Below are 24,022 nucleotides of genomic sequence, written 5' to 3' on the forward strand. Positions count from 1 at the left end.
ATAGATATGTGATCAGAATCACTCATGTTTAAGGCCGTCAGTACTCTACAATAGCGCCCCTTTCGTGACCTAAATCGAAATTGTTTAATCGTTATCTTCAGAACAGCAGTTCTGGGGATTAAGTGCGCGCGCCGCAAACGTAAAAATGGCGATAAATTAGCCAGTTTTACTGCGGCAATAGTGAAGTTAAGATGGAAATAATCTAGTTATGAGTACGCCAAGTAATACACCGCACAGCGATGTAAAAGCTGCTAATACGGCAGCAAATTCTAGCGAAGTCCCTGCTAAGTCGGGTGTGTTAGAGCGCTTTTTTAAACTGTCAGCCCATAAAACCAACGTATCTACCGAGATCATAGCGGGTATCACTACCTTTATGACCATGGTGTATATCGTTTTTGTTAATCCGCAAATTTTGTCAGCAGCAGGAATGGATGCCAGCGCGGTATTTGTGGTGACCTGTATGATCAGCGCCATTGGCTGTATCGCCATGGGCTTAATTGCCAATTTACCTATCGCACTGGCTCCTGCAATGGGTCTAAATGCCTTTTTCGCTTTCTCTGTGGTTGTGGGGATGGGCGTAAGCTGGCAAATAGGTATGGGTACCATCTTCTGGGGCGCTGTTTGTTTTGCGATAGTATCGTTACTTGGGATCCGCTCTTGGATTTTAACTAACATCCCAAAATGTCTGCGTATTGGTATTCCAAGTGGTATTGGTTTACTTATCGCTATGGTCGGCTTTAGTAACGCCGGTATTGTGGTGGCAAGTCCTGCAACCATGATTACTGTGGGTGACTTAAGCTCACTAGAATGTGTATTAGGTGCGCTAGGCTTCTTTATTATCGTGATATTAGCCTCACGTGGTATTCATTCTGCTGTGCTTATTTCAATTGCTGTTGTTACTGCGATAGCCGCCTTGATGGGCGATATTGAGTACACTGGCATAGTGTCTATGCCGCCAAGCATTAGCAACACCTTTGGTGAGCTAGACTTAGCTGGGTCACTTGATGTCGCGCTAATGGGGGTGATTTTCTCGTTTGCACTGGTTAGCCTGTTTGATAGCTCTGGCACCATGATTGGTGTGACCGAAAAATGCGGCTTTACTGATAAACGCGGTCGTTTCCCGCGTATGAAGCAAGCCTTGATGACAGATTCGGCAACCTCTGTTGTCGGCGCTTACATGGGCACATCTACGGTAACGGCTTACATTGAAAGCTCTGCGGGTGTTGCTGCAGGTGGTCGTACTGGTTTAACTGCGATTGTTGCAGGCCTTCTGTTTATATTAGTGATTTTCTTCTCGCCATTAGCGGCAATGGTGCCGGGTTACGCGGTTGCTGGCGCATTGGTTTATGTGGGCATTTTGATGTCTTCTGAGCTAGCTAAAATCGATGGTAAAGACCTAACTGAATCAGCTCCAGCTTTTATCACAGCAGTGATGATGCCGTTTACTTTCTCAATTACTGAAGGTGTTGCAGCAGGCTTTATTACTTACTGTGTGCTAAAAGCAGGTACTAACCGCTGGCGTGAAATCCACCCAGGTGTAGCTATCGTTGCATTGCTGTTTATCATCAAATTTGCATTTGTAGATGGACATTAATCATTGCGGATCTAGTAGCCTAGCAATAAACATCATCTAGCGATAAATAGAAATATGAGTAAAAAGGCTCAGAAGTGCACACTTCTGGGCCTTTTTGATATTTATAGCCATCAGTATAAGCATTTGGCCACTTGGCAAAAATTTGGCGCAGGCAAGGCTGGATAAAAGTAAAGAAGGTTGAATGATATCGGCAACAGATTACACTGACCGTTTTGTTTTATGTTGGTGAAATAATTGTTATGACAGTGATTAACATACTGGTCGTTGAAGATGATGGAGTTTTAAACGATCAGTTAACCGCCATGCTGCAACAAAAAGGCTATATCGTTGATCAGTGCTTTGATGGTGAAGCTGGATTGCTGCAAGCCACAACGGGTAAATATCAGCTGATTTTATTAGATGTCATGCTGCCGGTTCGCGATGGATTCTCCTTATTAAAAATACTCCGTAAAAGCTGCCAAACGCCTGTGATTATGGTTACAGCCAAAGGTGCTGAGCAAGAAAGGGTACAAGGCTTTAGCCAAGGTGCAGACGACTATGTGGCTAAACCGTTTAGTACAGCAGAATTGATTTTACGCATCGAAGCTATCTTACGACGCAGTTGTGCTCAAGAGTCTGAACATCAACCTCAAGAGTTATCGGTAGATAGTTTGTTGCTTAACAGTCGAGTTCAAAGTGTTAGCGTTGCAGGACAAGCGCTAGAGTTTACGCCGATTCAATTTAAATTATTGTGGGAGCTGCTACAGCATCGCGGCGAGGTACTTAGCAAAGCGTACTTATATCAGCGAGTGCTCAACCGAAATATCGGCGCATATGACCGCAGTTTGGATATGCATCTTAGTCGAGTACGGCGCAAATTAACCCAAGCCAATTGGTCTGGTGAGCGGTTACAAACCAGTCATGGCAAAGGGTATTGCTTAATATGAGCCGCAAGCTTTTTTGGAAATTATGCCTGATTATTGCGACTGGTGTAGTAGCACTATTTTATGTCATTAGTTTATTCATCTCTCGTACTGAAGAGGGAATGAGTTTATTGGCATTAGAAGATCAACAAACCTTAAAAGCCTGGGGCCAAGCGGCGGAAAATTTATATAAAAATGGTGATCAAGCGGCGCTCAATCAGTGGTTAACTGAACTTAGGGCCCAAGAAAGCACTTGGGTGGCAGTGGCGAGCTACGAGGTTAATCATATAGCTGGCGATGAGTTAAATAACCGGTTTAACCAAGGCTACAATCTAGGGCGTAGCGTTGAATGGAAAGTTCATCTGTATTTTGCACAAAACCCGATTATGGAGCTTCCTTTTGCTGATCAACAAGTGAGTTTTTTAATCCAACTTCCAGATCGAATGCGCCCCGGTGATAATTGGCGCCAAATCGAAATTACCTTCCAAATCATCTTGCCGGCTATATTACTGGCGCTGCTATCTTTTGTGTTATATCGACACATTATGAAGCCCTTGTTGCAATTACAGCTCGCAACGGGTCAGTTTAGTAAGGGCCACTTCGATATCAGTGCTAAAGCTTTAATGGGCAAGCGTAGCGATGAATTTTCAGATCTCGCCCTAGCATTTGACAATATGGCGCAGCGCATCGGCGAGCAAATCATCACTCAAAGGCAGTTAATTGCTGACTTATCCCATGAGTTACGCACGCCACTAACTCGACTTGATATTGCCCTTGAAAGCGTTAAAGAAACCGATATTGCAGCTGAATCACTCAATCGTATTGGTAGGGAGTCAAAGCATATTCGTCGTTTAGTTGAAGACACTTTAATCCTTGCTTGGCTCGAGAATGAGCAACCATTATTAAACCAAGAAACCGTTGAACTCGTGGACTTGTTAGATGTGTTAATTGACGATGCTAAGTTTGAGTTTCCGGATAGAAAAATTACCTGTCAGTTACCTAATAGCGCAGTGGTTAAAAATTCAAATCACCGCGCGGCGGGGCAAGCTATTGAGAATGTTTTGCGTAATGCTCTGCGCTATACCCCAAGTCAGCAAGTGGTTTTACTGACAATGGTAGAAACTAAAAGCCATTACCAAATTGATATTCTCGATCAAGGCCCTGGAGTGCCTGAGCAATACTTAACTGCTATTTTTAAACCATTTTTCAGAGTTGATAAATCCAGAACTGCAGACGGGAGTAGTTTTGGCTTAGGCTTAGCCCTAGCTAAAAGGCAGCTTGCGGCAATAAGTGGCCAAATAGTGGCATCAAACGAGGAGATTAATGGCAACATCGTTGGGCTGCGTATGACAATAATGATCCCGAAGTAGTTTATCTTGTTCGGTTTGTAAATGTAACAATTGTAAAAGAGCTGTTTTTTTATATCCATATGATAATAATTCTCACTACGAATTAAGCCCGTTATGGATAAATTATGGCTCCCTACTTGTCAGGAAAAAAACTACACCCACTTGTTGTCTCCCTCAGTTTAGCTTTTATGGCTGGCAATGCTCACGCAGCAGACGTTAGCGGAGCTAGCGATTTTGCCGATATTGAGTCTGTTGTCGTGGTTGGGCAAACCACTAATACAGAAATTACCCCAGAAGAATTAGAAAAATATCAGGCAAATGATCTTGCTGACATTTTTAGATTTATTCCTTCTGTATCGGTGGGGGGCTCACTTGGCGTTGCCCAGAAAGTCTATATCCGTGGCTTAGAAGATACCTTATTTAATGTGACTGTAGATGGTGCGCCGCAAACGGGAACATTATTCCACCACATAGGCCGAGTTGCTATTGAACCTGAGTTATTGAAAGAGGTTGAGGTACAAGCAGGCGCGGGTGAAGCGACGAGTGGCGCAGGTGCGATTGGTGGTGCAATTCGTTTTAAAACCAAAAGTGTTAATGACTTACTTGATACTGATGAGCGTTTTGGTGGCAGCTTAAAAGCTGGCTACTTCAGCAACGATGGTTACAAGGGCAGTGGTACTTTCTACGGTAGATTAACCGACTCTTGGGGCTTACTTGGCTCTTATGTTTATGTTGATCGTAACAACATGGAAGATGGTGACGGTAATGAACTATATGGTACATCGGCAAAGCAGAAGCTCGGTTTCTTTAAAGTTGATGGTGAGCTAACCGACACGCAAAACCTTACGTTTAGCTATGAAAATAGAAGCGAGCAAGGTGAATATGGCGCAAGGCCTAACTGGCCAACTCTAGAGGGAGATACGCTTTATCCTATGGATGGCGAGCGTGAGACCTTTGTGCTTAACCATCAGTTTTTGGCGAATGAGTATATTAATCTCGAAACTACGCTGTTTCACACCGAATCTTCAGTTGAACAAGACCGTTTTGACCGTTGGGGCAAATACGGCGCAGACATGACAACTTACGGGTTTGATATCCGTAACCTGAGCCAGCTAGGTCAACATGCGCTGACCTATGGTATTGAGTATCGCAAAGATGAAGTCACCAGCCAATATATGGCACCAGCAAGTGTTTGGCAGAATTGGGCGTGGGATCCTCAAGTTGGAAAGTTTAAGGAAGAGGGCGAAGTTAAAGGGATTTATATTCAAGATCATTGGCAGGTAACCGATGAGCTATTGCTGAGCTTTGGTCTTAGGTATGACGAGTATTCCCTTGAGCAGATCACTTACGGCGATGAAACAGATAGCGACGGTGTGAGCCCTAATATCGGTTTTAATTATGATTTTCATCCTAACTGGCGCTTAACCGCAGGGTATGCAGAAGCTATGCGTGGTAAGGAAGTTGGCGATGCCTTTACGCTCGAGCAAGCACCTGGATGGACATCGATTGACCCTGAGTTAACTGCTGAAGAAGTGCATAACACCGAAGTGGGTTTAACCTATCACGATGAATATTGGCAGTTAACCGCAACGGTTTATCAGTCAGATATTGATGATGTTATTTACGATCAGCTTGGACGCGGCGTTTACTTTGAAAACGTTGGTAAGTTAGAAACTAAAGGTTTTGAACTTAAGGGATTATTCTCTTACCAAGACTGGCGCGTTCAAGCTAGCTACAGCAATAATGATGCTGAGCTAAATGGTGAAACAGTTGAAGGTTATGAGCATATTGGTTTAGCCAATGCTCGTGGCGACACCTTTGGCTTAAATGTTAATTATACCCTAACAGACACGATTCAAATGGGCTGGAATGTAAACTATGTTAGCTCGTTAAACGACATAGAAGTATTGCAGCGTGGTGTCGAAATCGGCTGGATAGATCAAACGCAATTCATCGATAAGCCAAGTTATCAAGTACATGATGTTTATGTGCAGTGGCTACCGTTTAATGATGAGACGTTGAATATTAATCTTGCAGTGCAAAACCTGTTTGATGAGCAATATCGCGATCACTCAAGTGTGGGCGATTATAACCATATTGCAGGTTGGGAAGGTGTTGCCGGATTATATGAAGCGGGTCGCGATATTCGTATTTCAGTTGGCTATCAGTTTTAGTCAATATCTAAAAACATCAGCCTAGCTTAGGCAACGGTAAGCAAAGTTTTTGCTTACCGTTTTGTTTTATGGAGCAAATATGAAAGCAAAAACAAGACTGTTATGGATGAAATTGCATGCGTATCTGGCGTGTTTTTTCTTGCCTATCACTTTAGTGTATATCGTTACTGGCACGCTTTATATGTTTGATATAAAGGGGAAAGTCGATAATGAATTTGAGTATAGCGTGGCACTAACCAATGGCTGGCCAGAAGCGGAAAAACAGGCATTGCCATTAGTTAATGACTTCTTACTGGATAAACCGCATGCAGCGTTGCCTGAAGATTACTACTTTGAACATGGTAATCATGATTGGTATGGCTACAAACAAGAAGTGATTCTAATTAAGCCTGATGCTGGCGATACTGCAAAGCTTGTGGTGAAAGAGCATGATCTGTTGTTGCAGCTGCTTATTATCCATAAAGGTTTTGCTGGGCAATTTTTCAAATGGTTTTCGATTTTGTTTGCTGCGAGTTTAAGTTTTAGCATTATCAGTGGTGTAGTCATAACCTTGCAGCTGCCGCAATTAAAAGGGCCTGCTTTATATAGTATTTTAGCGGGTGGCGTTATGTTAGTCGTGGGCTTTGTTTGGTAAGGCTGACAGTGATAAAAAGAAGGGCAACCCCTTCTTTTTATCGTTATAACGGCTTTAACGCTAAAGTGATTTACTTATTAATCACTAATTGACCCTTTACCCATACCTTACAGATGTTTTGACGGTTATTGAGGGTAATGATCTTCTCTAGTTTATCTTTGGCGCTGTCCATCTCATCAATAATAAAGATATTACTATCGCTAACTGCGGTATCAACCACTAAGGCATCAAACTCAAACCCTGGTTGGAACAAACCCACTTTGGCATCGATTGCCTGCCCGCCGCCAACAGTCGCCATCCAGTAAGACTCTAAGAACGAAATGCGACTACCACTTTCACCGCGAGTATCGGCAGGTAAGTAAGTAGAAGTACCATCTTCTCGCACGCGAGAGTGATTAACAGCATCTAAGCATGTATGGAAGATTGATGGGATTGGCGCGCCAGCTAAGTCGCTACCTAAACCACATTTTAACCCGTTATCTAAAATTTCACGGCTTTGCATCGCAGCATTGGCAAAGTACATGTTTGATAACGGACAATGGGCAATGCTGGCGCCGGTTTCTTTAATAATGGCGTGATCAGCAGGAGTTAAAAATATCGAGTGCGCAAGGATGGTTCTATTGGTCATTAGGCCAAAGTCACGATAGATCTCGGCGTCGGTTTTGCCATACATCTGTTGACTATAATCTCTTGCCCAGTCACTTTCAGAGCAGTGGGTTTGCACATGGCATTGATATTTTTGTGCAAGCTCGCCTAAGCCTTGTAGCATTTCGCTAGTGCAGCTTGGTACAAAGCGTGGAGTTAATACGGGTGACACCAACTGTTGTTCGTTACCCTCAAGGCCAATCACTTCTTGCACGAATTGCTCCGTTTCTTTGAGCGCGTCGGCGGTTGAATGTTCAATATAGAAAGGTGGGCACTGGCTTGCTTCATCCATATTCACTTTACCGACAAAGCCACGTTGACCTTGCTTTAAACATTCGCGAGCCAGCTCAACAGAGCTGTCTTTATGGATAGTGGCAAAGTACACCGCGCTGGTGGTGCCGTTAGCAAGCAGTGACTTCACCAAGCTTGGGTATATTTGCTTAGTAAAGTCCATGTCAGCAAACTTGGCTTCTAATGGGAAAGTGTAATCTTGTAGCCAATCGTAAAGGGGTAAATCTAAGCCTTTACCTGCTTGTGGAAATTGCGGCGCATGCACGTGTAAATCAACCATGCCCGGCATTAAGTACTGGCTTGAGCTGAGTTCGATAAGCTGATTTTTACTTGAAAAAAAGCTGACTTGAGTATGAAAGTCAGCGTCCGCTTCAGTCATTACCGATACGATTGTGCCGTTATTATCAACCTGAATTAATGCTTGTTGCGCGTACTCAAAATCACCTTTGATTGGGCAATGAAAATACTGGCCTAGAACCGCAAATTTAATCTCAGACATCTTTGTGTATCCATCTTTTTTATGTAGGGAGCATTATTGGCGGGAGTATTACATGAGCACTTTGAAAATGAAGCAAATAAACTATGAATTGTGAACTAGCTAATAGACTAAATAAGTTATTGCTGAATTTAGCAACTCAATTTTTACATTCAATCAGCTGATCCAAGCTCTGATCCAAACACTGATTCAAAGTTAGATTCAAAGTTAGATTCAAAGTACGTATACAATCAGTAAATGTTAGCTTGGATTTTTGTAATGCCAATCAATAAGACAGGCTGTTAATTTTTGGCTATGATCTGTAAAGTACGCCCCATAAAATGCATGGCCAATGGTTAGGCGTTGCAGATAAGGCAATAAGAGATTTAAAAATGAATAACGATCAAAACGTAATCGATAACCTAGATGATTTAAGACGCTTTTTAGTGTCGGTTGAAACGGGTGGTTTGGGCCTTCAAGGTGTTGAAGGCGTTGGTATGGCAACCAATAATGCAGATGGTCGCCACTTTATTGCGGTTTTTGATGCTAATCATAAGCTTTTACATGCTCGTTGGATCACTGATGAAGTGTTCGCCACAGGTAAAGAGATGGTGCGCGACGGCGTAATGGGTAAGCATTAAGCTGATTGCCACAAGTAAAACTCGAATAAAAAAGCCCAAGGCCAATAGCCTTGGGCTTTTTTTATTGTGTTTTAGCGCTTGCTTAAATCACAAACTCTAACCATGGTTGCAGCCTTTATTGCTTTGTTAGATTACACTTGCGCAGTATTTTATCTAATACCGATTGGTATGAGCTTGGTGGATAAAAACTTCCCTACAATAGTGTTTTCAACAATATGTTGTTAACCCAATACAATAGGTTATTGCAATGCAAACCGCTGAATACTTTATTGAACACCTTGAATTAGAACAACATGTTGAAGGTGGTTATTTCCGTTCTTCTTATCGTTCAGATCAAAGCTTTGACGACACTCGTGCGTTATGGACTAGCATTTACTTCTTATTGCGTACAGGTGAAGTGTCTAACTTTCATCGCTTAACTGCTGATGAAATGTGGTATTTCCACGCAGGTGAGTCATTGACGATTTATATGATTGATGAGCAAGGCGTGCTAACCACTGCGCAGCTTGGCCTTGATTTAGCTGCAGGTGAGCGACCACAATTCTTAGTGCCTAAGGGCTGCATTTTTGGCTCTGCCATGAACAAGCCGGGCTTTTCTTTAGTGGGCTGTATGGTGTCGCCAGGTTTTACTTTTGATGATTTTGAGCTGTTTAGCCAAGAGACATTGTTAACAGATTATCCGCAGCATGAAGAAGTGATTAAGCGTTTAAGTCGCTGTGGTGTTGGTAGCTAAGGTTAAGGCTACTTAATAACGAAAAAGCCAGCTTACGCTGGCTTTTATCTTTAGGTAAATACCTAAGCTTAGCCGTAAAAGCCAGGATGATAAGTCACTTGGCCGCAGTCTGTATTATCAGTAAGTCTTTTCACTAAAAAGTACTCTGCTGGGACATCTGCCAAGGTTAGCTTGGAGTCAACATTAAAGCCAAAACGGCCATAGTATTCAGGCTCGCCAAGGAGTACCACACCATCAGCATTTTGTTCTAGCATCATTGCCATGGCTTGATTGATAAGCTGTTTGCCTATGCCCTCATTTTGGCGAGTAGGCTTGACCGAAACAGGACCAAGACCAAACCAGTTTGATTGTTCACCGTTAATCATCACTGGAGATAAGGCAATGTGGCCAATAATGCCAGATTCATCTTCAGCGACTAAAGACAGGCTTAGCGCTTGTTGATTACGCAAGCGCTCAACAATTAAGTGCTCAGTAGGCTTAGCACCTGGCTCATGATGCGGGTGGTTTTCGAAGGCTTGGTAAGTGAGCGTTGCGATACTGTCTATATCGTTACTTGTTTCTGTTCTAATCTTCATCGTGTGTTCAGCTTTGTTTAAATATAAATACTTGGTAAGCATAGTGACCAAGGAATTGATTGTGGATCTCACAATCGCATCAGCGAGCAAAGCAATAATTTTAAAGCATAACGCCAGTAAAGACTGGCGTTATCTTATACTAAATGTCTAGGCTTGGTTTTAAGGCTTTTTGTTGAGCACGGCATCAATATCAGCAGCGCTATGGCGCTCGGTAAGTTGCTCCCATTCTTCGCCCCATGAGCGATTGACGATACGCCCACGTTGCACGCCTTCACGTTGTTCAATTTGTTTTGCCCAGCGCTGTAGATGTTTGTAGCTTGCTACATCCAAAAACTCGGCAGCGCTGTACAAGTTTCCTAATACTAAGCTGCCGTACCAAGGCCAGATGGCGATATCGGCAATGCTGTATTCGTCGCCAGCAATATACTGGTTGTTTGCGAGTTGCTTGTCGAGCACATCGAGTTGACGCTTAGCTTCCATGCTGAAACGGTTAATTGGATATTCAAATTTTTCAGGAGCATAAGCGTAGAAGTGACCAAAACCGCCACCTAAGTAGGGTGCGGAGCCCTGTAGCCAAAATAGCCAGTTCATCACTTCTGTTTTAGCGGCAATGTCTGATGGCAAGAAGTGACCAAATTTTTCTGCTAGATATAACAGGATATTACCAGATTCAAATACACGCGTTGGCGTATCGGTTGTGGTATCTAGTAGAGCTGGAATTTTTGAGTTGGGGTTGATATCGACAAAACCAGATCCGAACTGATCTCCCTCGCCAATATTAATTAAATAAGCATCATATTCTGCTGCTGTCACGCCCTTAGCCAGTAACTCTTCCAACATGATAGTGACCTTTTGGCCATTAGGCGTGGCTAATGAGTGTAATTGCAGCGAGTGTTTGCCCACGGGCAATGCTTGCTGATGCCTAGCCCCAGAATCAGGACGATTGATACTTGCCCATTGGCCACCATTTTCATTATCCATGGTCCAAACTTTTGCTGGTGTGTATTGGTTTGTCATGTCTTATCCTATTGGTTTTAGTCCGGTCTATTTATATTGAGCTGCTTGCTTATTGTTTAGGCTTAACAGTATAGATATCGGGTCGAAAATCGGTTTTAAAACCCCTTGAGTACTTTTATGAATATAACCCTTTAATCTGATTGAGATGGCTTAGGAATAAAAAGATTAGAAATAAAAGATTAGCAATAAAAAATGCCAGTCAGGTATCTGACTGGCATTTTTCGGTTAGCTTAACAGCGTGTCGTTATTACCAAATACGTACGCGCTGATCTTCTGGTAGATACAGTTCATCACCTGGTTTTACGTCAAAGGCTTTATACCAAGCATCGTGGTTACGCGGCGCTTGTGCACGGTAACGACCCGGCGCATGAGTACCTGCACGTAACTGGTTTAACATGCTTTGTTCAGTGCGCTTTTCTTTCCAAACCTGTGCCCAAGCTAGGAAGAAACGTTGATCGCCAGTTACGCCATCAATTACTGGTGCTTCTTTACCGTTTAGGCTTAGCTTGTACGCGTGGTATGCCATTGCTAGGCCACCCACGTCACCAATGTTTTCGCCAAGGCTGTTGCGGCCATTAACAAAGTTATCTGGGATTGGTTCGTACTTGCTGTATTGAGCGGCAAGTTGATCGGCTTTGGCTTCAAATGCAGCGCGGTCAGCGTCTGTCCACCAGTTACGCTGAATACCATTTGCGTCAGACTTTGAGCCTTGGTCATCAAACCCGTGGCCCATTTCATGGCCAATAACAGCACCAATACCGCCGTAGTTTACAGCTGGGTCAGCATTTGGATCGAAGAATGGTGGTTGTAAAATCGCTGCTGGGAATACAATCTCGTTAAATGAGCTATTGTAGTAAGCGTTAACACGCTGTGGCGTCATGCCCCAACGATTACGGTCAGTCTTTTTAAGCTCTTTAGCAACGCTATCTGCATGGAAGAACTGACGTAGATTTTGAATATTACCTACTAGATCTTTGTTGGTTAGCTCGACGCCATCAAACTCTTGCCATACATCTGGGTAACCGATTTTTGGGTTAAATGCCGCAAGTTTAGCGTGAGCGTTAACCTTAGTTTCTGCGCCCATCCAATCTAAATCGTCAATACGCTCGCCCATTGCAGTGCGTAGGTTTTCAACTAGCTCAGCCATCTGTTGCTTTGATGACTCAGGGAAGTAGCGTGCTACATACACTTTACCAATTGCAAAGCCAAGAGACTGGGTACCAGACATTTCAGAGATTGCACGCTTCCAACGAGGACGCGGCTCTTGCTGACCACTTAGGGTTTTGCCGTAAAAACCAAAGTTAGCGGCGTAGATATCTTCAGACAGTAAACCTGCATTGTTGCTTACCGTATGGAAAGTTAAGTAGTCCTGCCAAACTTTTAATGATTCATTGTTAACCAACTCAATCATGGCTTTAACTGGATCAGGTTGTGAGATATTTAGCTGAGGAACCTTGTAGCCCGTTTGCTCAAAATACACATCCCAATCGAAACCTGGGTACTCTTTAGCAAGATCGCTACGCTTCACTTGGTTTAGCGTTAGGTCGCGGTTACGACGTTTTTCGCGTGGCCATTGGCCTTCTGCCATTTTAGTTTCTAACGCTAGAATCGCCTCGGCGCGAGCTTGGCCATCTTTAATGCCAGCGAAAGTGAGCATTTCGGCAATATGGCTAACGTATGCTTCACGGATTTTGACAAAGCGCTCAGCATCTTCAAGGTAGTATGAACGATCTGGTAAGCCTAGGCCGCTTGCGCCAATCGACATTTCGTACTGGTTGGGGTCTAAACGGTTAAACCACATGCCGCCAGCAATTGGTGAGCTGGCGCCTGTTAGCCAAGATGCACCAAATACTTTAGTTAAATCGTCAGTCGATTTAATCGCATTGATTTGATCAAGTGTGCCTTGAATTGGGGTGATGCCAAGCTTGTTGATGGTGTCGGTATCCATATACGCTTGGTAAAAGTCAGCGATTAGCTGCTCTTCTGCGTTTAGGTCGCTGCGGCTAGCGATGTCGTCGATAATCTCTTTAACTTGCTTTTCACTGCGCTCAGCAAGGCCGGTAAATGCGCCAAAGCGAGTCTTATCAGCAGGCATAACATAGTTGTCGTACCATGTACCGCTGGCATACATAAAGAAGTCATCACCAGGCTTAACCGCTTCATTACGTGCGCTTAAGTCAACACCGAAGCTACCTAGCTCTGCTTTATTGTTTGCAGCTTTAGTGACTTCGGTTTGTGTGTCTGTATTAACATCTGATGTGCCACAGCCCGCTAAAAACGTGGTCGCTAAGGCGATTGCAATTAATGATTTTTTCATTTTTATTCTTGCTTCCTTGTCAATTTCTTATCGTTTATAACGAATATTATTATGATTTTTAACCGTTCTATCTTCTAGAATTGGCATAAAATGTCAACCTTTGAATTGCGTGTGAGTTTTTGGCCAATTTATTCTTACTGTGCGTAATATGGCTGCTGGTGTGAAAAAATATAAGTTATCTAGCTGAACGACTAGAAATTGCGAAGTAGAGTAATAGGCACAGATAAAAAAATAGCAGCCCTAAGGCTGCTATTTTGTGGCAATAGATAATGGGTTTAAGCGGTTGCAGCTTTGTTTACGCTCTTACTGCTTTTTTTGAATATGCGGCGATAAAACGTCACTGCACTGAACAATAAAATAATGCTGCCGATGAGTGACACCGAAGTAATAAACAATGCGTAGCCAAATGGCATATTCAATGCGTCGTGTAGTGGTCTAACAAACGCTGCAGCTTGGCCTGATAGCGGTCTGTCGCTATGTTTAATGACATCTTTAATAATGCCTTTTTCAAAGCTCATGGTCATACGGTCTGCTTCACGGAGCCATACACCGCTGTGGCTATCAAAACGAATGCTGTAGTTTAACTCTGTAACAACTTCGCCTTTTTTCACACGTGGTTTACTCACCGAAACCAGATTAGCCTCAGGCCATAGGTCTTGCGCTGTTTGTAGCTGATTTTGCCAGTTACTTGCTTGACTCACTGGGTAGCTGATTTCAGATTTAGGCTGCTTTAATGCGCCAGTCCATAAGCCTTTATAGGTGATTAAAAAGCCACTGATACATAAAATAAATAGCGGTACCGAGATAAATAGACCTAACTGAATATGGCTTTTTACTAGACTGCTAGAACGTGTATTAGTTGGGATACTTTGCTTTAATCTGAAGCCTTTACGTACACGCCACCATAGGTAAATACCCACTAAGGTCACAGCGCCGCCAAGTAGTGATGCCCAAGCATTAATGTATTTGCCGCCAATGTCTTCCAGTAAAAAGTTACGGTGTAAGAAGAATATAGTGCGGTAACCAGGAATGTCTCCAAAAGAACTAACAGACAGCTCATTAAGTTCATTATCTAAGGCAACAGTTTTACCGCGAGTCGCTGCTTGAATGTATGGTGTGTGTTCTGTTGGAAAGCGAACCGTGCTCATTTCTGGGTAACGTTCAAATACCGCTTCTACAGTCTGGGCTTTTTGCTCGATAGAGAGTGGTGCATATTGCTGTCCCTTATCATCGAGGCGTTTATACATGTCGACACTACCTAGGTATACACCAGTAGTGAGCACAAGCAGCATGGTAATGCTGATAAAAAAACCTACCCAGTTGTGGAACCATTTTAATGCAGCTACTGCGTTCATATTTACATTCTCAAATTTGTCGAGGCAAAACCCGGCTTGTTAAAATCGGGGCGTAATGTCAATTTATTATTATATTAGCTTTGATTTTTATGAGTTTTTTAGTAAGTCACCCATAGGGTTAAAAATCGTTGAAAATGGTAATCAATCTCACTTTCAACTGCAATTAAAGAAGTGTAAAGAGGCGTGATGGCTGTAGCACTTTTACGTTTTTGATTCCATCAGAGACTGCGGATTAACAAAGAAAGGCTAGACAGATAAGGCTTACTATCAATGATAAGTGTGCTGACTTTTTGAGTGAAGAATGAACCTTGTCAAAAAAAAGTCTTTTTTTGCTCCCCTTATTTTCAATGCTAAATCTATGTTTTAATTGGATGTGTGATGTAAGGTGTATACATTATTCTTCTTTGTCAGTATTATCCGCCAGTTTTTTGACTTTGACGAATGGATAATGAAAAAGTTTATATTATGTTTGCTCATGGCTCCTTTAACCGTTAATGCTGCTCCATTTGGTTTAGAGTGGGGAGAGGAGTTTTCACTCTATGGTGAAATCGTACAAAAAGGGATTTATACAGAGGTAAAGGCAGTTGAATTACCGAAGCATGATTTAACTGCAGAGTCCTACCAACTTGTTGGCACTCCTGAAGCCGGTCTAATGAATGTCTTAATGAAAACCTTTGACTATGCACTTTTTAGTGCACAATTGGATTCGGTCTATGCAGAACTAGAAGACTCATTATTAGAAAATGGTTTTAAGACCACAAAATTCACACCTAGAAATACTTCTTCTTATCAGTGTATTTTTCAAGGGAACTGTATAGGGAGAAAGTTAGAAGTTAACCATAATGATGGTACGTCAGCAGTATTAGAGGTTATGATTAAAGATCGAGATACTGCGTATATCCAATTAGAGTATTCTACTGAAGAGTTTGTTACCGAGGCTATATTGGTAAATAACTAACAAAAATTGTTGGGTGGAGCCAAAGATAATGATGGCTCAACAGATGAAAAGTGTGATTAAAACTAATATTCTGTGGGTAATAAAATTGGCGCATAAAGCGCCAATTTTAATTGGCACATAAAGCGCCAATTTTAATTGGCACCCGATTTATTTACTTGCGTCGCGAAGATCCATGATTGGCATTGCACCGTCGCCCATCATGGTAGATGGCAGCTTTCCATCCCAAGCCTGTGCTTCAGTTAACTTTACAATTAATGGGTTATTCTTAAGCGCTTTAGCTTTGGCTTCAATTGCTTGTGCCTCAGCTTTACCTTTTAGCAAAATAGACTGGGCTTCTGCCTCTGCGACTTTCAAAATACCTTTAGCACGGGCATCGGCAGTGTTTACTGCACGCAGGGCTTCTAAACGTTGACGCTCAAGCTTGTGCTCCTCAGCCGCAGCAAGGTTCTTCTCAGTTTGCTTGATCTCAATTGAGTTAATGTACTTTTGCGGCAGGATAATATTTTCAATTTGAATGTTATCAACAACCACAGGGAAGCCTTCCATTTCGTCAGCTAAGCGGCGTTCAATGCCCTGAATGGCACTTGCTCTATCTTGGATTAGCTGTTCTGCTTCAAACTGTGGAATGGTATCTTTAGTGGCTGAACGAAAGCGTGGGTCGAGAATACGTTGCTCAAACTGTGTTAGCCCGCCATAGCGCTTAAATAGATCCAGCGCAGCCTCTTTGTTTACCGTCCAGTTTACGCTGACTTCAATGGTAACTGGCATCTGCTCTTTAGTGCTTGATGCCATTTTTTCAGCATTTTTACGGGTGCGGACTTCAATCATTTCAACGGTTTCAATGAAAGGAATTTTAAAGTGAAGTCCAGGATTTTGTTGGTCTTTAGCTTCACCAAAACGCTTTACCACACCGACATGACCTTCAATCACAATAAAATATGAATTAAAGATGGCGATGATGAGCAGCGCGATGGGTAATATTTTTACCAATGACAGAGATTTTGTAAGTTGAGAAAACTTTGAGTTTTTTTGCAGCATTTTGATGTCCTTTCTAAATATGCGCCGCAAAGATAGCAATAATTGTACATGGTTGAAATGTTTGTTTTTAAAATGATGCCAAATTGTGTGTTTTGTGAGTAGCTTTAGTTTGCCGAGGCTGGTTAAAGTTTGTTTTTGATTGTTAACACACTAGCTTGAGGGGGGAATATTTCATCGGGTTAGTAGTTAAGTCTATAGGGTGGATTACAATACAACTTTAGGCTTGGCTTGCTTAATACTTAGGGCGGATTCTAGTTGCGATGAGGCTCATCATAATCTTTGTAGGTTTCTGAATATTAAGCGTTGCATTGGCTGTATCGGCCAAAGTATGCGATTCAGAATACCTTTGGAACATGAGTCATGCTGCTGATGTTCTTTACGGGGGTTAACAGAATTGACTGTTGGCTGATGACTATCCATTTAGGGAAAAGGGATATGAAATATACTAAGTTAGCAGCGCTAGTTTCTGCTGCGATGTTTCTTTCTAGCGCCAATGCTGCGACAAGCCAAGATAATATCGCAGAGATTACTCAGTCGGGAGATGATAACCAAGCTGTAGTGACTCAAACGGGTAATAGCTTAAACAATAACGCGAATGTGGCACAAACAGGAGCGGCAAACCAAGTGACTGTTTTGCAATCAGACACTTCTCTTAGTGCTGCTCAAGTAGTGCAAACAGGCGATTTAAATCAACTGTCAGTGACTCAACAAGGTGACAGTCAAAGCGCTGCTGTGACGCAGACCAGTGATTTAAGCCAACTAGTACTAGACCAGCAGGGCGAAGCTAACACTGCTGTGGTTGTGCAGTTGGGAGCATCTCAAAACGCCAGTATCACTCAGGAGGATGCATCAAACCAAGCTGATGTGAATCAAAGTGGTTTAGCTAACCAGTTAATATTGACTCAAAGTGGCAGTACGTTGGGTAATGGCAATGAAGCGACTGTGAACCAAGCAGGTGAAAATGATTTAGCTGTGATAAGCCAAGCGGGTGAACAGAACATTGCTATCGTAGATCAAGATAGTAATAGTTTTGGCAATACAATTAATATCAATCAAGTTGGTGAGCGTAACTTTGCTGCTGCTGGCACGCGTTTAGGTGATGGAAGCTCGGTTGATATTACTCAGCAAGGTAGCGACAACGTCGTTATGGGCGGTGGTAATACTCCGAGTAATTATGGTGGTTTGGTTGGCGCTGGTACTAATGGCTCTGATAACCAACTCTTCATTGTGCAAAATGGCCAAGGCAACAGACTTTATGCTGACGCTGCGCAAGATCAATCTAGAGTTGATATTTCACAGCAAGGTGACTTTAACCAAGCATCTGTTGAATCTTGGTTAGGTGCTGAAAACGATATTAGCCTAGCGCAAACTGGTGAAATGCAATTAGCGGAGATATATGTTGAAGGCGGCGTTAGTAACTTAGTGTCTGTTACGCAAAATGATGCGAATAACATTGCCTCTGTACACGTCTTAGGTAGCAATAACAGCGCGACGATTATTCAAGCTAACTAACTTTTTAGAAAGCTATACTGCTCGATAGAGCATCAAAAGGGAGCATTAGCTCCCTTTTTTATTAATGATTACACTTTTAAATTTGGTACTGCTAGGTACGGTTATTGTGTGTTTAACCGATGAAACAGTGCATCTTTTAGTACTGCTCTGTCATGCTTAAGTTGATGCATTGCTTCATCATCAATAGGTGCGCCCCGTAATTCAAGTTCACGGATCTCTTTATCCAGCGCATTGTAGTGTTTGGTGTCTTTTGCAAAAGCATCGTCGTCTTGACAAAGCTTAACAATAATATCTTGGTACTCAGGAAACTCATGCAGTAGTGAGTGGTTTTCGCCTAACATATCAACCCCTAAATAGTGAATGAACAATATTGTTGCTAGGGTAAGTAAAGCTAACCGTGAGATTAATTACAAGTTAATACTAGAGCTTTTATATTCAGCGTTATATTGGTTCTGAAGCGAGTTTCAATTGATAAGAAATAGTTGGTAAGCATTAGTAAATAGGAATTGGGAGTCTGTAAACTTTGCATGTTGATAAAAACGCCTGCCATTGCAGCAGGCGTTTTAGCCGAAGCTTAAAGCGCGCGAATACGTTTGATCTCTTCAGCATCAATACTTAACGATTCTAAAAACTTTTGATGCTCTTCAGGTTCAAGTTTTTCAAAGGTTTGGTGCCAGCGTAGCATTGCTGCTTCATCAAAACCCGCTTCAAGCATAATTTCTACCCAACGTTGTTTGTTAACCATTTCATTCTCCAATAACTCAGGGGCTTTGAGTAATATCACTATAGCCCGCTGTTGCTGTCTAAGTTTGGCAACCTCTTGCTCGAGCTGATTAAAGTGCTCCTTTAGCAATTGAGGTTGTGCGAGTTCGTTGTCTTCTTTTAGCAAGGTCGCAATATTGGCAACAGATAACCCGTAAGCTCGGTATGACACTATGGCAGCTAACTTTTTATCTTCAGCTTCACCATAATATCTATACCCATTATCAGCTCGTAATGCAGGTGTGAGCAGTCCCTCTTTCTCATAATAGAGCAGAGTGGTTCGCGAGATATTGGCGCGCTTAGCGAGCTGAGTAACCGTATACATATTTCTTCCTAGCCTTGACGACAGCGTGGAGTTTCAAGCCTATACCTATAGACAGGTCAACGAAGTATTTCAATTATTTTCGTTAAATGTCATTACTCACTGGTTTTGAGCTACGCCATTGCTCAGCCAAATAAAATAATGCGGGGCAATAAACTAATATTGTTGCGATAGAAAATAGCGTACCAAAACTTAAGCTAATCGCCATTGGGATGAGGTATTGCGCCTGCACCGAAGTTTCAAATAGCAGAGGAGCTAGGCCTATGGCAGTAGTGACTGCGGTGATAATTACCGGCCTGAAACGAGCAAGGCTTGCTTGCATTACCGCATCAGCAATAGATAAACCAAGTCGTAATTGCTTTTTCAGCTCCAGTAGCAATACAAATGATCCATTGAGAACTAAACCTGATAGCGCAATCATGCCAAACAGGCTCATTACGCTAAAGCTGTGCCCAAGCATAATATGGCCGAGCATAGCGGCGGCTAAACATAGAGGGATAACACTTAATATCAGCAAAGCATCGAGACTGTTTTTGAAGTAAATCGCTAAAAAAGCAAACACTAAAAATAGCGCCAGAGCGATACCGGTAAGGAGGTTGTCATTTACCTTACGCTCAGTGCGAGCACTGCCGCCAAGTTCCAGTTCAACTTCTGGATATTGCTGGGTAATACTAGGCAGAATAACATCGTCAATTTGGTTTACTATCAACGATACATTAGCTTGGCTGCGAATAACGCTCGCGCTGACTTCAACCTGCTCAACACCGTCTACTCGCTCTATTTGGGTCGCAGAATACTGCGGGGTTATATTGGCTATTTGACCGAGCAGTACCTGTTGACCGCTGGGAGAGGTTACTAATAATGCTGCTAAATTATTGGCCTTAAACTGCTCTCGTTTATGGCGCATGACCCGCACTTTTAGCTCTTCACTCTGCTGAATTTGGCGGCTGACTTCGGTGCCATATAAGCTGTTACGTACTAGGTCACCTAAGCTTTGGCTAGTAAAGCCCATTTGTAGGCCGCGTTGATTAACCTCAATAGCAAACTCTCGTTGCGCATCGATTAAACCACTATCTATATCTGTTACGCCCTGTAGTGTTTGTAGCTTGTTCATCAAGGCGTAACTGGCCTGGCTAAGCGCGCTGCTGTCAGTTGAGGCTAGCTCTATAACCAGCTCTTTTCCGCCACCTGGGCCAACTTCGAAATCAAAGAAAAGTGACTTTACCCCAGCAACCTCGCCAATCTCAGTTCGCCAGCTATCGACCAACTGATGTGCGCTATATTGGCGCAGTTCTTCTGCTGGAATTTGAAAGGTACTAGAGCCTGAACCGCCTTCGATGGACAACATAATGTGCTTAAAGTTATTTGGCTCATTGAGTTCAATGAAAGCGCGCACCCCAGCCGCTTCAATGGCCCGCATAATGCGCTTTTTATCTGCAAGAGAACTACCAGCAATAAACTCAACTTCAACGTCTATTCGCTCTGATTCAACTTTAGGCACAAAGCTGCTATCAATTCGGCCCGATCCTACCCAAGTAAAAACTAACAAATTGGCAGCGATAAAAACCACAATCACTGTCATAGGTTGCTTGAGTGAGCTTGCCAATAAAGCTTTGAAGCGATTGTCTCGAAAAGACTCAAAGGCCATAAAGCTACGCTGCTGCAATATTGCCAGTTGAGTCAGCCTTTTAGGTTTATCTAGTTGCTTTAGGTGGTAAGGCAAAATAAACAAGGCTTCAATAAGCGATACCGCAAAAATAGTAAAAATAAGCAGTGCCATAGGTTTATACATATTGCCCAGCTCGCCACTGACAAATAATAAGGGCATAAAGGCGATAATGTTGGTCGCAACCGAGAAACATACAGGTAGCGCCATTTCTTGTACGCCTTGCTTTAATGCTTGGTTGACCTCCATACCTTGATGGACTTTTTGGTAGATATTCTCAGCGACAATTACCGCATCGTCCACCAAGATCCCAAGAGTGATAATAAACGCAAATAGGGTCACCATATTCAACGGAATATTCAGGCTAGGCATCAAGCCTAACGTACCTAAAATGGTTATAGGGATCCCCATGCACACCCAAAATGCCAACCGAGTATCGAGTAAAAGTGACAAGGTTAGGATCACCAAAACCATGCCGATTAAGCCATTATTGAGCAACAAATTACTGCGAGTTTGATAGGCTTGGGCTTGATCATCGAGCACAATTAATTGGCTATTGTTAGGCAATAACGTTTGATACTGGTTGATGTAATCAGTGATCTCAGCGCTCAGCTCTATGGGTTTAACTTGTTGGTTCTGATAGACAACCAGCATAACCGCAGGCTTGCCGTTAACATTAAAGGGCTGCTCTTGTTGCGAGAATCCCCAATTCACTTCGGCAATTTGCCCTAAGGTTAACTGAGCACCGGAGGCCCCTGCATAAATATTTATCGCACGAAATTGTTCAAGTTGCTGTTTACGGCCCAGCGTGCGGATCACGATATTACCAGCGCTTGTGCTAATGCTGCCTGCAGAGGTGTCATCAACCGATTGCGCAACCTTTTCGGTAATTTGTGCCAATGTGAGTTGGTGCTGCATTAGTTTATCTTGGCTGACTTCAATAACGACTTCACTGTCTCTGGTTCCCTCAAATTTGATTTGTGCGATATCAAATCTGGATAGCAAATCATGCTTGAGCTTGATGGCTTCAGTCTTTATCTCGGTTTCAGTTAAGTCTCCATATAATCCCAGTTCAATTAATGGCTCTAACTCTTCAACCACACTAATTTGCATTGGCTCCATTCCGCTTGGAAAGCCACTAATGCTGTCGACTTCATTTTTCACATCGGCAAGCATGTTATTGACATCAACACCATCATTAAGGCTTAGGGTGATTACGGCTTCGCCTATTGTTGCGCTAGCGTGCATACGGTCTATACGGGTATTTTCCTTCAAGCGATGCTCAATCGGTAAAATAATACCTTGTTCCATCTCCTTAATTGTTGCGCCAGGAAAGCTTGCTGTTATGGCAATTTCATCGACTTTGAAAGCTGGAGAAGTTTGCTGGGTAATGTCATTGAAGCGATAAATGCCGATGGCAATAAAAACCAAGGTTAACAAGTTAACTGCAATTGGGTTATCAATCATCCAAGCGAGCAACCGCTGTAAAGTGGAGTCAGTTTGGCTGCTAGCATTGGGTATTGGCTTAGGGATATTGGCTAAATATTGCATTAGAAAGACTCCACAACATTAACGCTAAGGCCAACTTGTGGGCGGTGTAGCTTGCTGGTAACAATGCGCTCTTGCGGAGTAAATACATTGGCTATTATCGCGTGGCCTTCATCTTGATGCACAATATTCACTGCTCTGCTTTGCAGTGTGTTTGCGGGCGTTACCAACCAAACCTTTGCATCATCAATTGCAGCAAGAGGCAGCTTTACGGTGTTTTGTATCGTCTTAAAGTCGACTTTGGCTTTGACAAAGTCGCCGATAATAAGCCCTTTAGCCTGCTCTAGATGGGGCTTTGATGAATATGGCTGATAGTGAGCGAATACTTTTTGCAGCTGCGAGCTGCCATCTAAAAACGGCACAATATGGCTGATAGTGGCCTCAAAGCTTTGGTTGGTATCAGGTTGTGAAAGGGTAATTTTCTGCCCTAGTTGTAATTGCTGCGCGAGATCTCGCGGTAGATAAAATGGCACTCTAAGTTGGCTTATATCAACTAAAGAGGCAATTTTGTCGCCCTTATTGAGGTAGTCGCCTTGAGTGGCATTTTTAGACTCAACAATGTAGTGCTGCTTGCTAACCCAGCGGCTGCGCTCAAGGTCTCGCTCTGCGATTGCCAAGGCATTTTTAGCGATATCAAGCTCAGCTTTAGCGCGACTTAGCTGTGGTTGACGCAATAGCAAGTCGATATCAATTTGCCAATTATTATCTTTAAAATCTTGCTGCATCATTTGGTAATCTTTTTGCGCGATTCGTTGTTCACCTTGCTCTAGCGATAACTGAGCTAACGCTATTTGCCATTGAGCTTGGCGTTGAGATAAAAGTGCGTTGAGATCGCTGCTATCTTGCTGGTAAATAAGCTCGTTGCTAAGTACTACACCACCTTCAACAATGTTACTGCTGAGGTAATCAAGTTGGCCGTCAACCTGAGCGCTTAGGGTCAGTTTGTTGTCTGCGATAACAGTGCCATAGGCGTTATAGCTCGGTGTAAAGCTGGTAGGGTAAATGCTTATGGTATTGACATTGATCGTGTTGCTGACCTCTGGTTTTACCGCGGTAGCGGGTGCGGTCATAGCAATAAGTGTGCAGCCAATAATGCCTATCATCGCGATATAAAACGCAGGCCATTTACTCGCACTTTCGAAACTGTGCTTGGGCGTTTTTTTTCTATCTTGTTTGCTGTCTTGTGCTGTTAGCTCTACTTTGGGGTCAATCTTTTGGTCAGTGTTTTGCTCATTATTGGAGCTTGTATGCTGAGTCATATGGTCATTGCCTGAATTCATTAAAATGGCTATTGGGAACTAAGTCAGATTGCTTAATCCATTTGGCCTTTATTGCTGATTTATCGCGGTTTACTTTGTTATTTTTGCCTTTTGCAATAGGTGAGCGAGTATGGTTGGCAAACAAAGCTTTGGCGTTTTAGCAATAGCTTACTGAGGCATATGTGAAGTTAATGTCGAAGCATGTTAATAAAACGCGTACTCGTTTCAGGGCGTCGCCATCGTAGGGCTGAGGAG

The 24,022-nt window shown here is 42.8% G+C and carries 19 protein-coding genes; 9 read left to right on the forward strand and 10 right to left on the reverse strand.

Annotated elements, in window-relative coordinates:
* Positions 1-295: 295 nt before the first annotated feature.
* From L2740_RS04890 to L2740_RS04910, 5 genes are all read left to right on the forward strand, one after another.
* Complete coding sequence (locus L2740_RS04890) at positions 296-1,594, forward strand: NCS2 family permease (RefSeq protein WP_248949084.1); 1,299 nt, start codon at positions 296-298, stop codon at positions 1,592-1,594.
* Between the two features lie 239 nt (positions 1,595-1,833).
* On the forward strand, positions 1,834-2,520 hold the full coding sequence (locus L2740_RS04895) for a response regulator transcription factor (RefSeq protein ID WP_248948997.1): 687 nt from the start codon (positions 1,834-1,836) through the stop codon (positions 2,518-2,520).
* A complete protein-coding gene (locus tag L2740_RS04900; protein ID WP_248948998.1) occupies positions 2,517-3,866 on the forward strand; it encodes a sensor histidine kinase in 1,350 nt (449 codons plus the stop codon). The genes L2740_RS04895 and L2740_RS04900 overlap by 4 nt, the downstream gene beginning before the upstream one ends.
* A gap of 104 nt (positions 3,867-3,970) precedes the next feature.
* A complete protein-coding gene (locus L2740_RS04905) occupies positions 3,971-6,019 on the forward strand; it encodes a TonB-dependent receptor (protein ID WP_248948999.1) in 2,049 nt (682 codons plus the stop codon).
* A gap of 79 nt (positions 6,020-6,098) precedes the next feature.
* On the forward strand, positions 6,099-6,653 hold the full coding sequence (locus tag L2740_RS04910; RefSeq protein WP_248949000.1) for a PepSY domain-containing protein: 555 nt from the start codon (positions 6,099-6,101) through the stop codon (positions 6,651-6,653).
* A gap of 70 nt (positions 6,654-6,723) precedes the next feature.
* Here L2740_RS04910 and guaD read toward each other — a convergent pair whose 3' ends face one another.
* Positions 6,724-8,088, reverse strand: a complete 1,365-nt coding sequence (guaD, locus tag L2740_RS04915; RefSeq protein WP_248949001.1) for a guanine deaminase — start codon at positions 8,086-8,088, stop codon at positions 6,724-6,726.
* Between the two features lie 368 nt (positions 8,089-8,456).
* Here guaD and L2740_RS04920 point away from each other — a divergent pair, with 368 nt between their 5' ends.
* Positions 8,457-8,705, forward strand: a complete 249-nt coding sequence (locus tag L2740_RS04920) for a hypothetical protein (RefSeq protein ID WP_248949002.1) — start codon at positions 8,457-8,459, stop codon at positions 8,703-8,705.
* Between the two features lie 247 nt (positions 8,706-8,952).
* A complete protein-coding gene (locus tag L2740_RS04925; RefSeq protein ID WP_248949003.1) occupies positions 8,953-9,438 on the forward strand; it encodes a cupin domain-containing protein in 486 nt (161 codons plus the stop codon).
* Positions 9,439-9,506: 68 nt separating this feature from the next.
* On the opposite strand, the gene L2740_RS04930 is transcribed toward L2740_RS04925, so the two are convergent.
* From L2740_RS04930 to L2740_RS04945, 4 genes are all read right to left on the reverse strand, one after another.
* On the reverse strand, positions 9,507-10,013 hold the full coding sequence (locus L2740_RS04930) for a GNAT family N-acetyltransferase (RefSeq protein WP_248949004.1): 507 nt from the start codon (positions 10,011-10,013) through the stop codon (positions 9,507-9,509).
* A gap of 159 nt (positions 10,014-10,172) precedes the next feature.
* On the reverse strand, positions 10,173-11,030 hold the full coding sequence (gene yghU / locus L2740_RS04935) for a glutathione-dependent disulfide-bond oxidoreductase (RefSeq protein WP_248949005.1): 858 nt from the start codon (positions 11,028-11,030) through the stop codon (positions 10,173-10,175).
* Between the two features lie 247 nt (positions 11,031-11,277).
* On the reverse strand, positions 11,278-13,347 hold the full coding sequence (locus tag L2740_RS04940; protein WP_248949006.1) for a M13 family metallopeptidase: 2,070 nt from the start codon (positions 13,345-13,347) through the stop codon (positions 11,278-11,280).
* A 275-nt stretch (positions 13,348-13,622) separates the two neighbouring features.
* Positions 13,623-14,702 (reverse strand): PepSY-associated TM helix domain-containing protein, encoded by a 1,080-nt coding sequence (locus L2740_RS04945; protein WP_248949007.1) that lies wholly within the window; start codon positions 14,700-14,702, stop codon positions 13,623-13,625.
* A 448-nt stretch (positions 14,703-15,150) separates the two neighbouring features.
* Between L2740_RS04945 and L2740_RS04950 the strand changes: the two genes are divergently transcribed.
* Positions 15,151-15,660, forward strand: a complete 510-nt coding sequence (locus L2740_RS04950) for a hypothetical protein (protein WP_248949008.1) — start codon at positions 15,151-15,153, stop codon at positions 15,658-15,660.
* Between the two features lie 147 nt (positions 15,661-15,807).
* On the opposite strand, the gene L2740_RS04955 is transcribed toward L2740_RS04950, so the two are convergent.
* Entirely contained in the window at positions 15,808-16,698 is an 891-nt protein-coding gene (locus L2740_RS04955) for a prohibitin family protein (RefSeq protein ID WP_248949009.1), read from the reverse strand.
* A 435-nt stretch (positions 16,699-17,133) separates the two neighbouring features.
* Between L2740_RS04955 and L2740_RS04960 the strand changes: the two genes are divergently transcribed.
* On the forward strand, positions 17,134-18,210 hold the full coding sequence (locus tag L2740_RS04960) for a hypothetical protein (protein ID WP_248949010.1): 1,077 nt from the start codon (positions 17,134-17,136) through the stop codon (positions 18,208-18,210).
* 101 nt (positions 18,211-18,311) lie between these two features.
* Here the strand turns inward: L2740_RS04960 and L2740_RS04965 are convergent, their stop codons facing one another.
* From L2740_RS04965 to L2740_RS04980, 4 genes are all read right to left on the reverse strand, one after another.
* A complete protein-coding gene (locus L2740_RS04965) occupies positions 18,312-18,551 on the reverse strand; it encodes an HP1242/YdcH family protein (RefSeq protein ID WP_248949011.1) in 240 nt (79 codons plus the stop codon).
* 233 nt (positions 18,552-18,784) lie between these two features.
* On the reverse strand, positions 18,785-19,297 hold the full coding sequence (locus tag L2740_RS04970) for a MerR family transcriptional regulator (RefSeq protein ID WP_248949012.1): 513 nt from the start codon (positions 19,295-19,297) through the stop codon (positions 18,785-18,787).
* A gap of 82 nt (positions 19,298-19,379) precedes the next feature.
* Positions 19,380-22,511, reverse strand: coding sequence for an efflux RND transporter permease subunit (locus tag L2740_RS04975; protein WP_248949013.1), 3,132 nt, complete (start codon positions 22,509-22,511; stop codon positions 19,380-19,382).
* Entirely contained in the window at positions 22,511-23,767 is a 1,257-nt protein-coding gene (locus L2740_RS04980) for an efflux RND transporter periplasmic adaptor subunit (RefSeq protein WP_248949014.1), read from the reverse strand. The genes L2740_RS04975 and L2740_RS04980 overlap by 1 nt, the downstream gene beginning before the upstream one ends.
* Positions 23,768-24,022 lie beyond the last annotated feature (255 nt).

The sequence above is a fragment of the Shewanella pneumatophori genome (assembly GCF_023283895.1).
In the GTDB taxonomy this organism is placed as follows: Bacteria; Pseudomonadota; Gammaproteobacteria; order Enterobacterales; family Shewanellaceae; genus Shewanella; species Shewanella pneumatophori.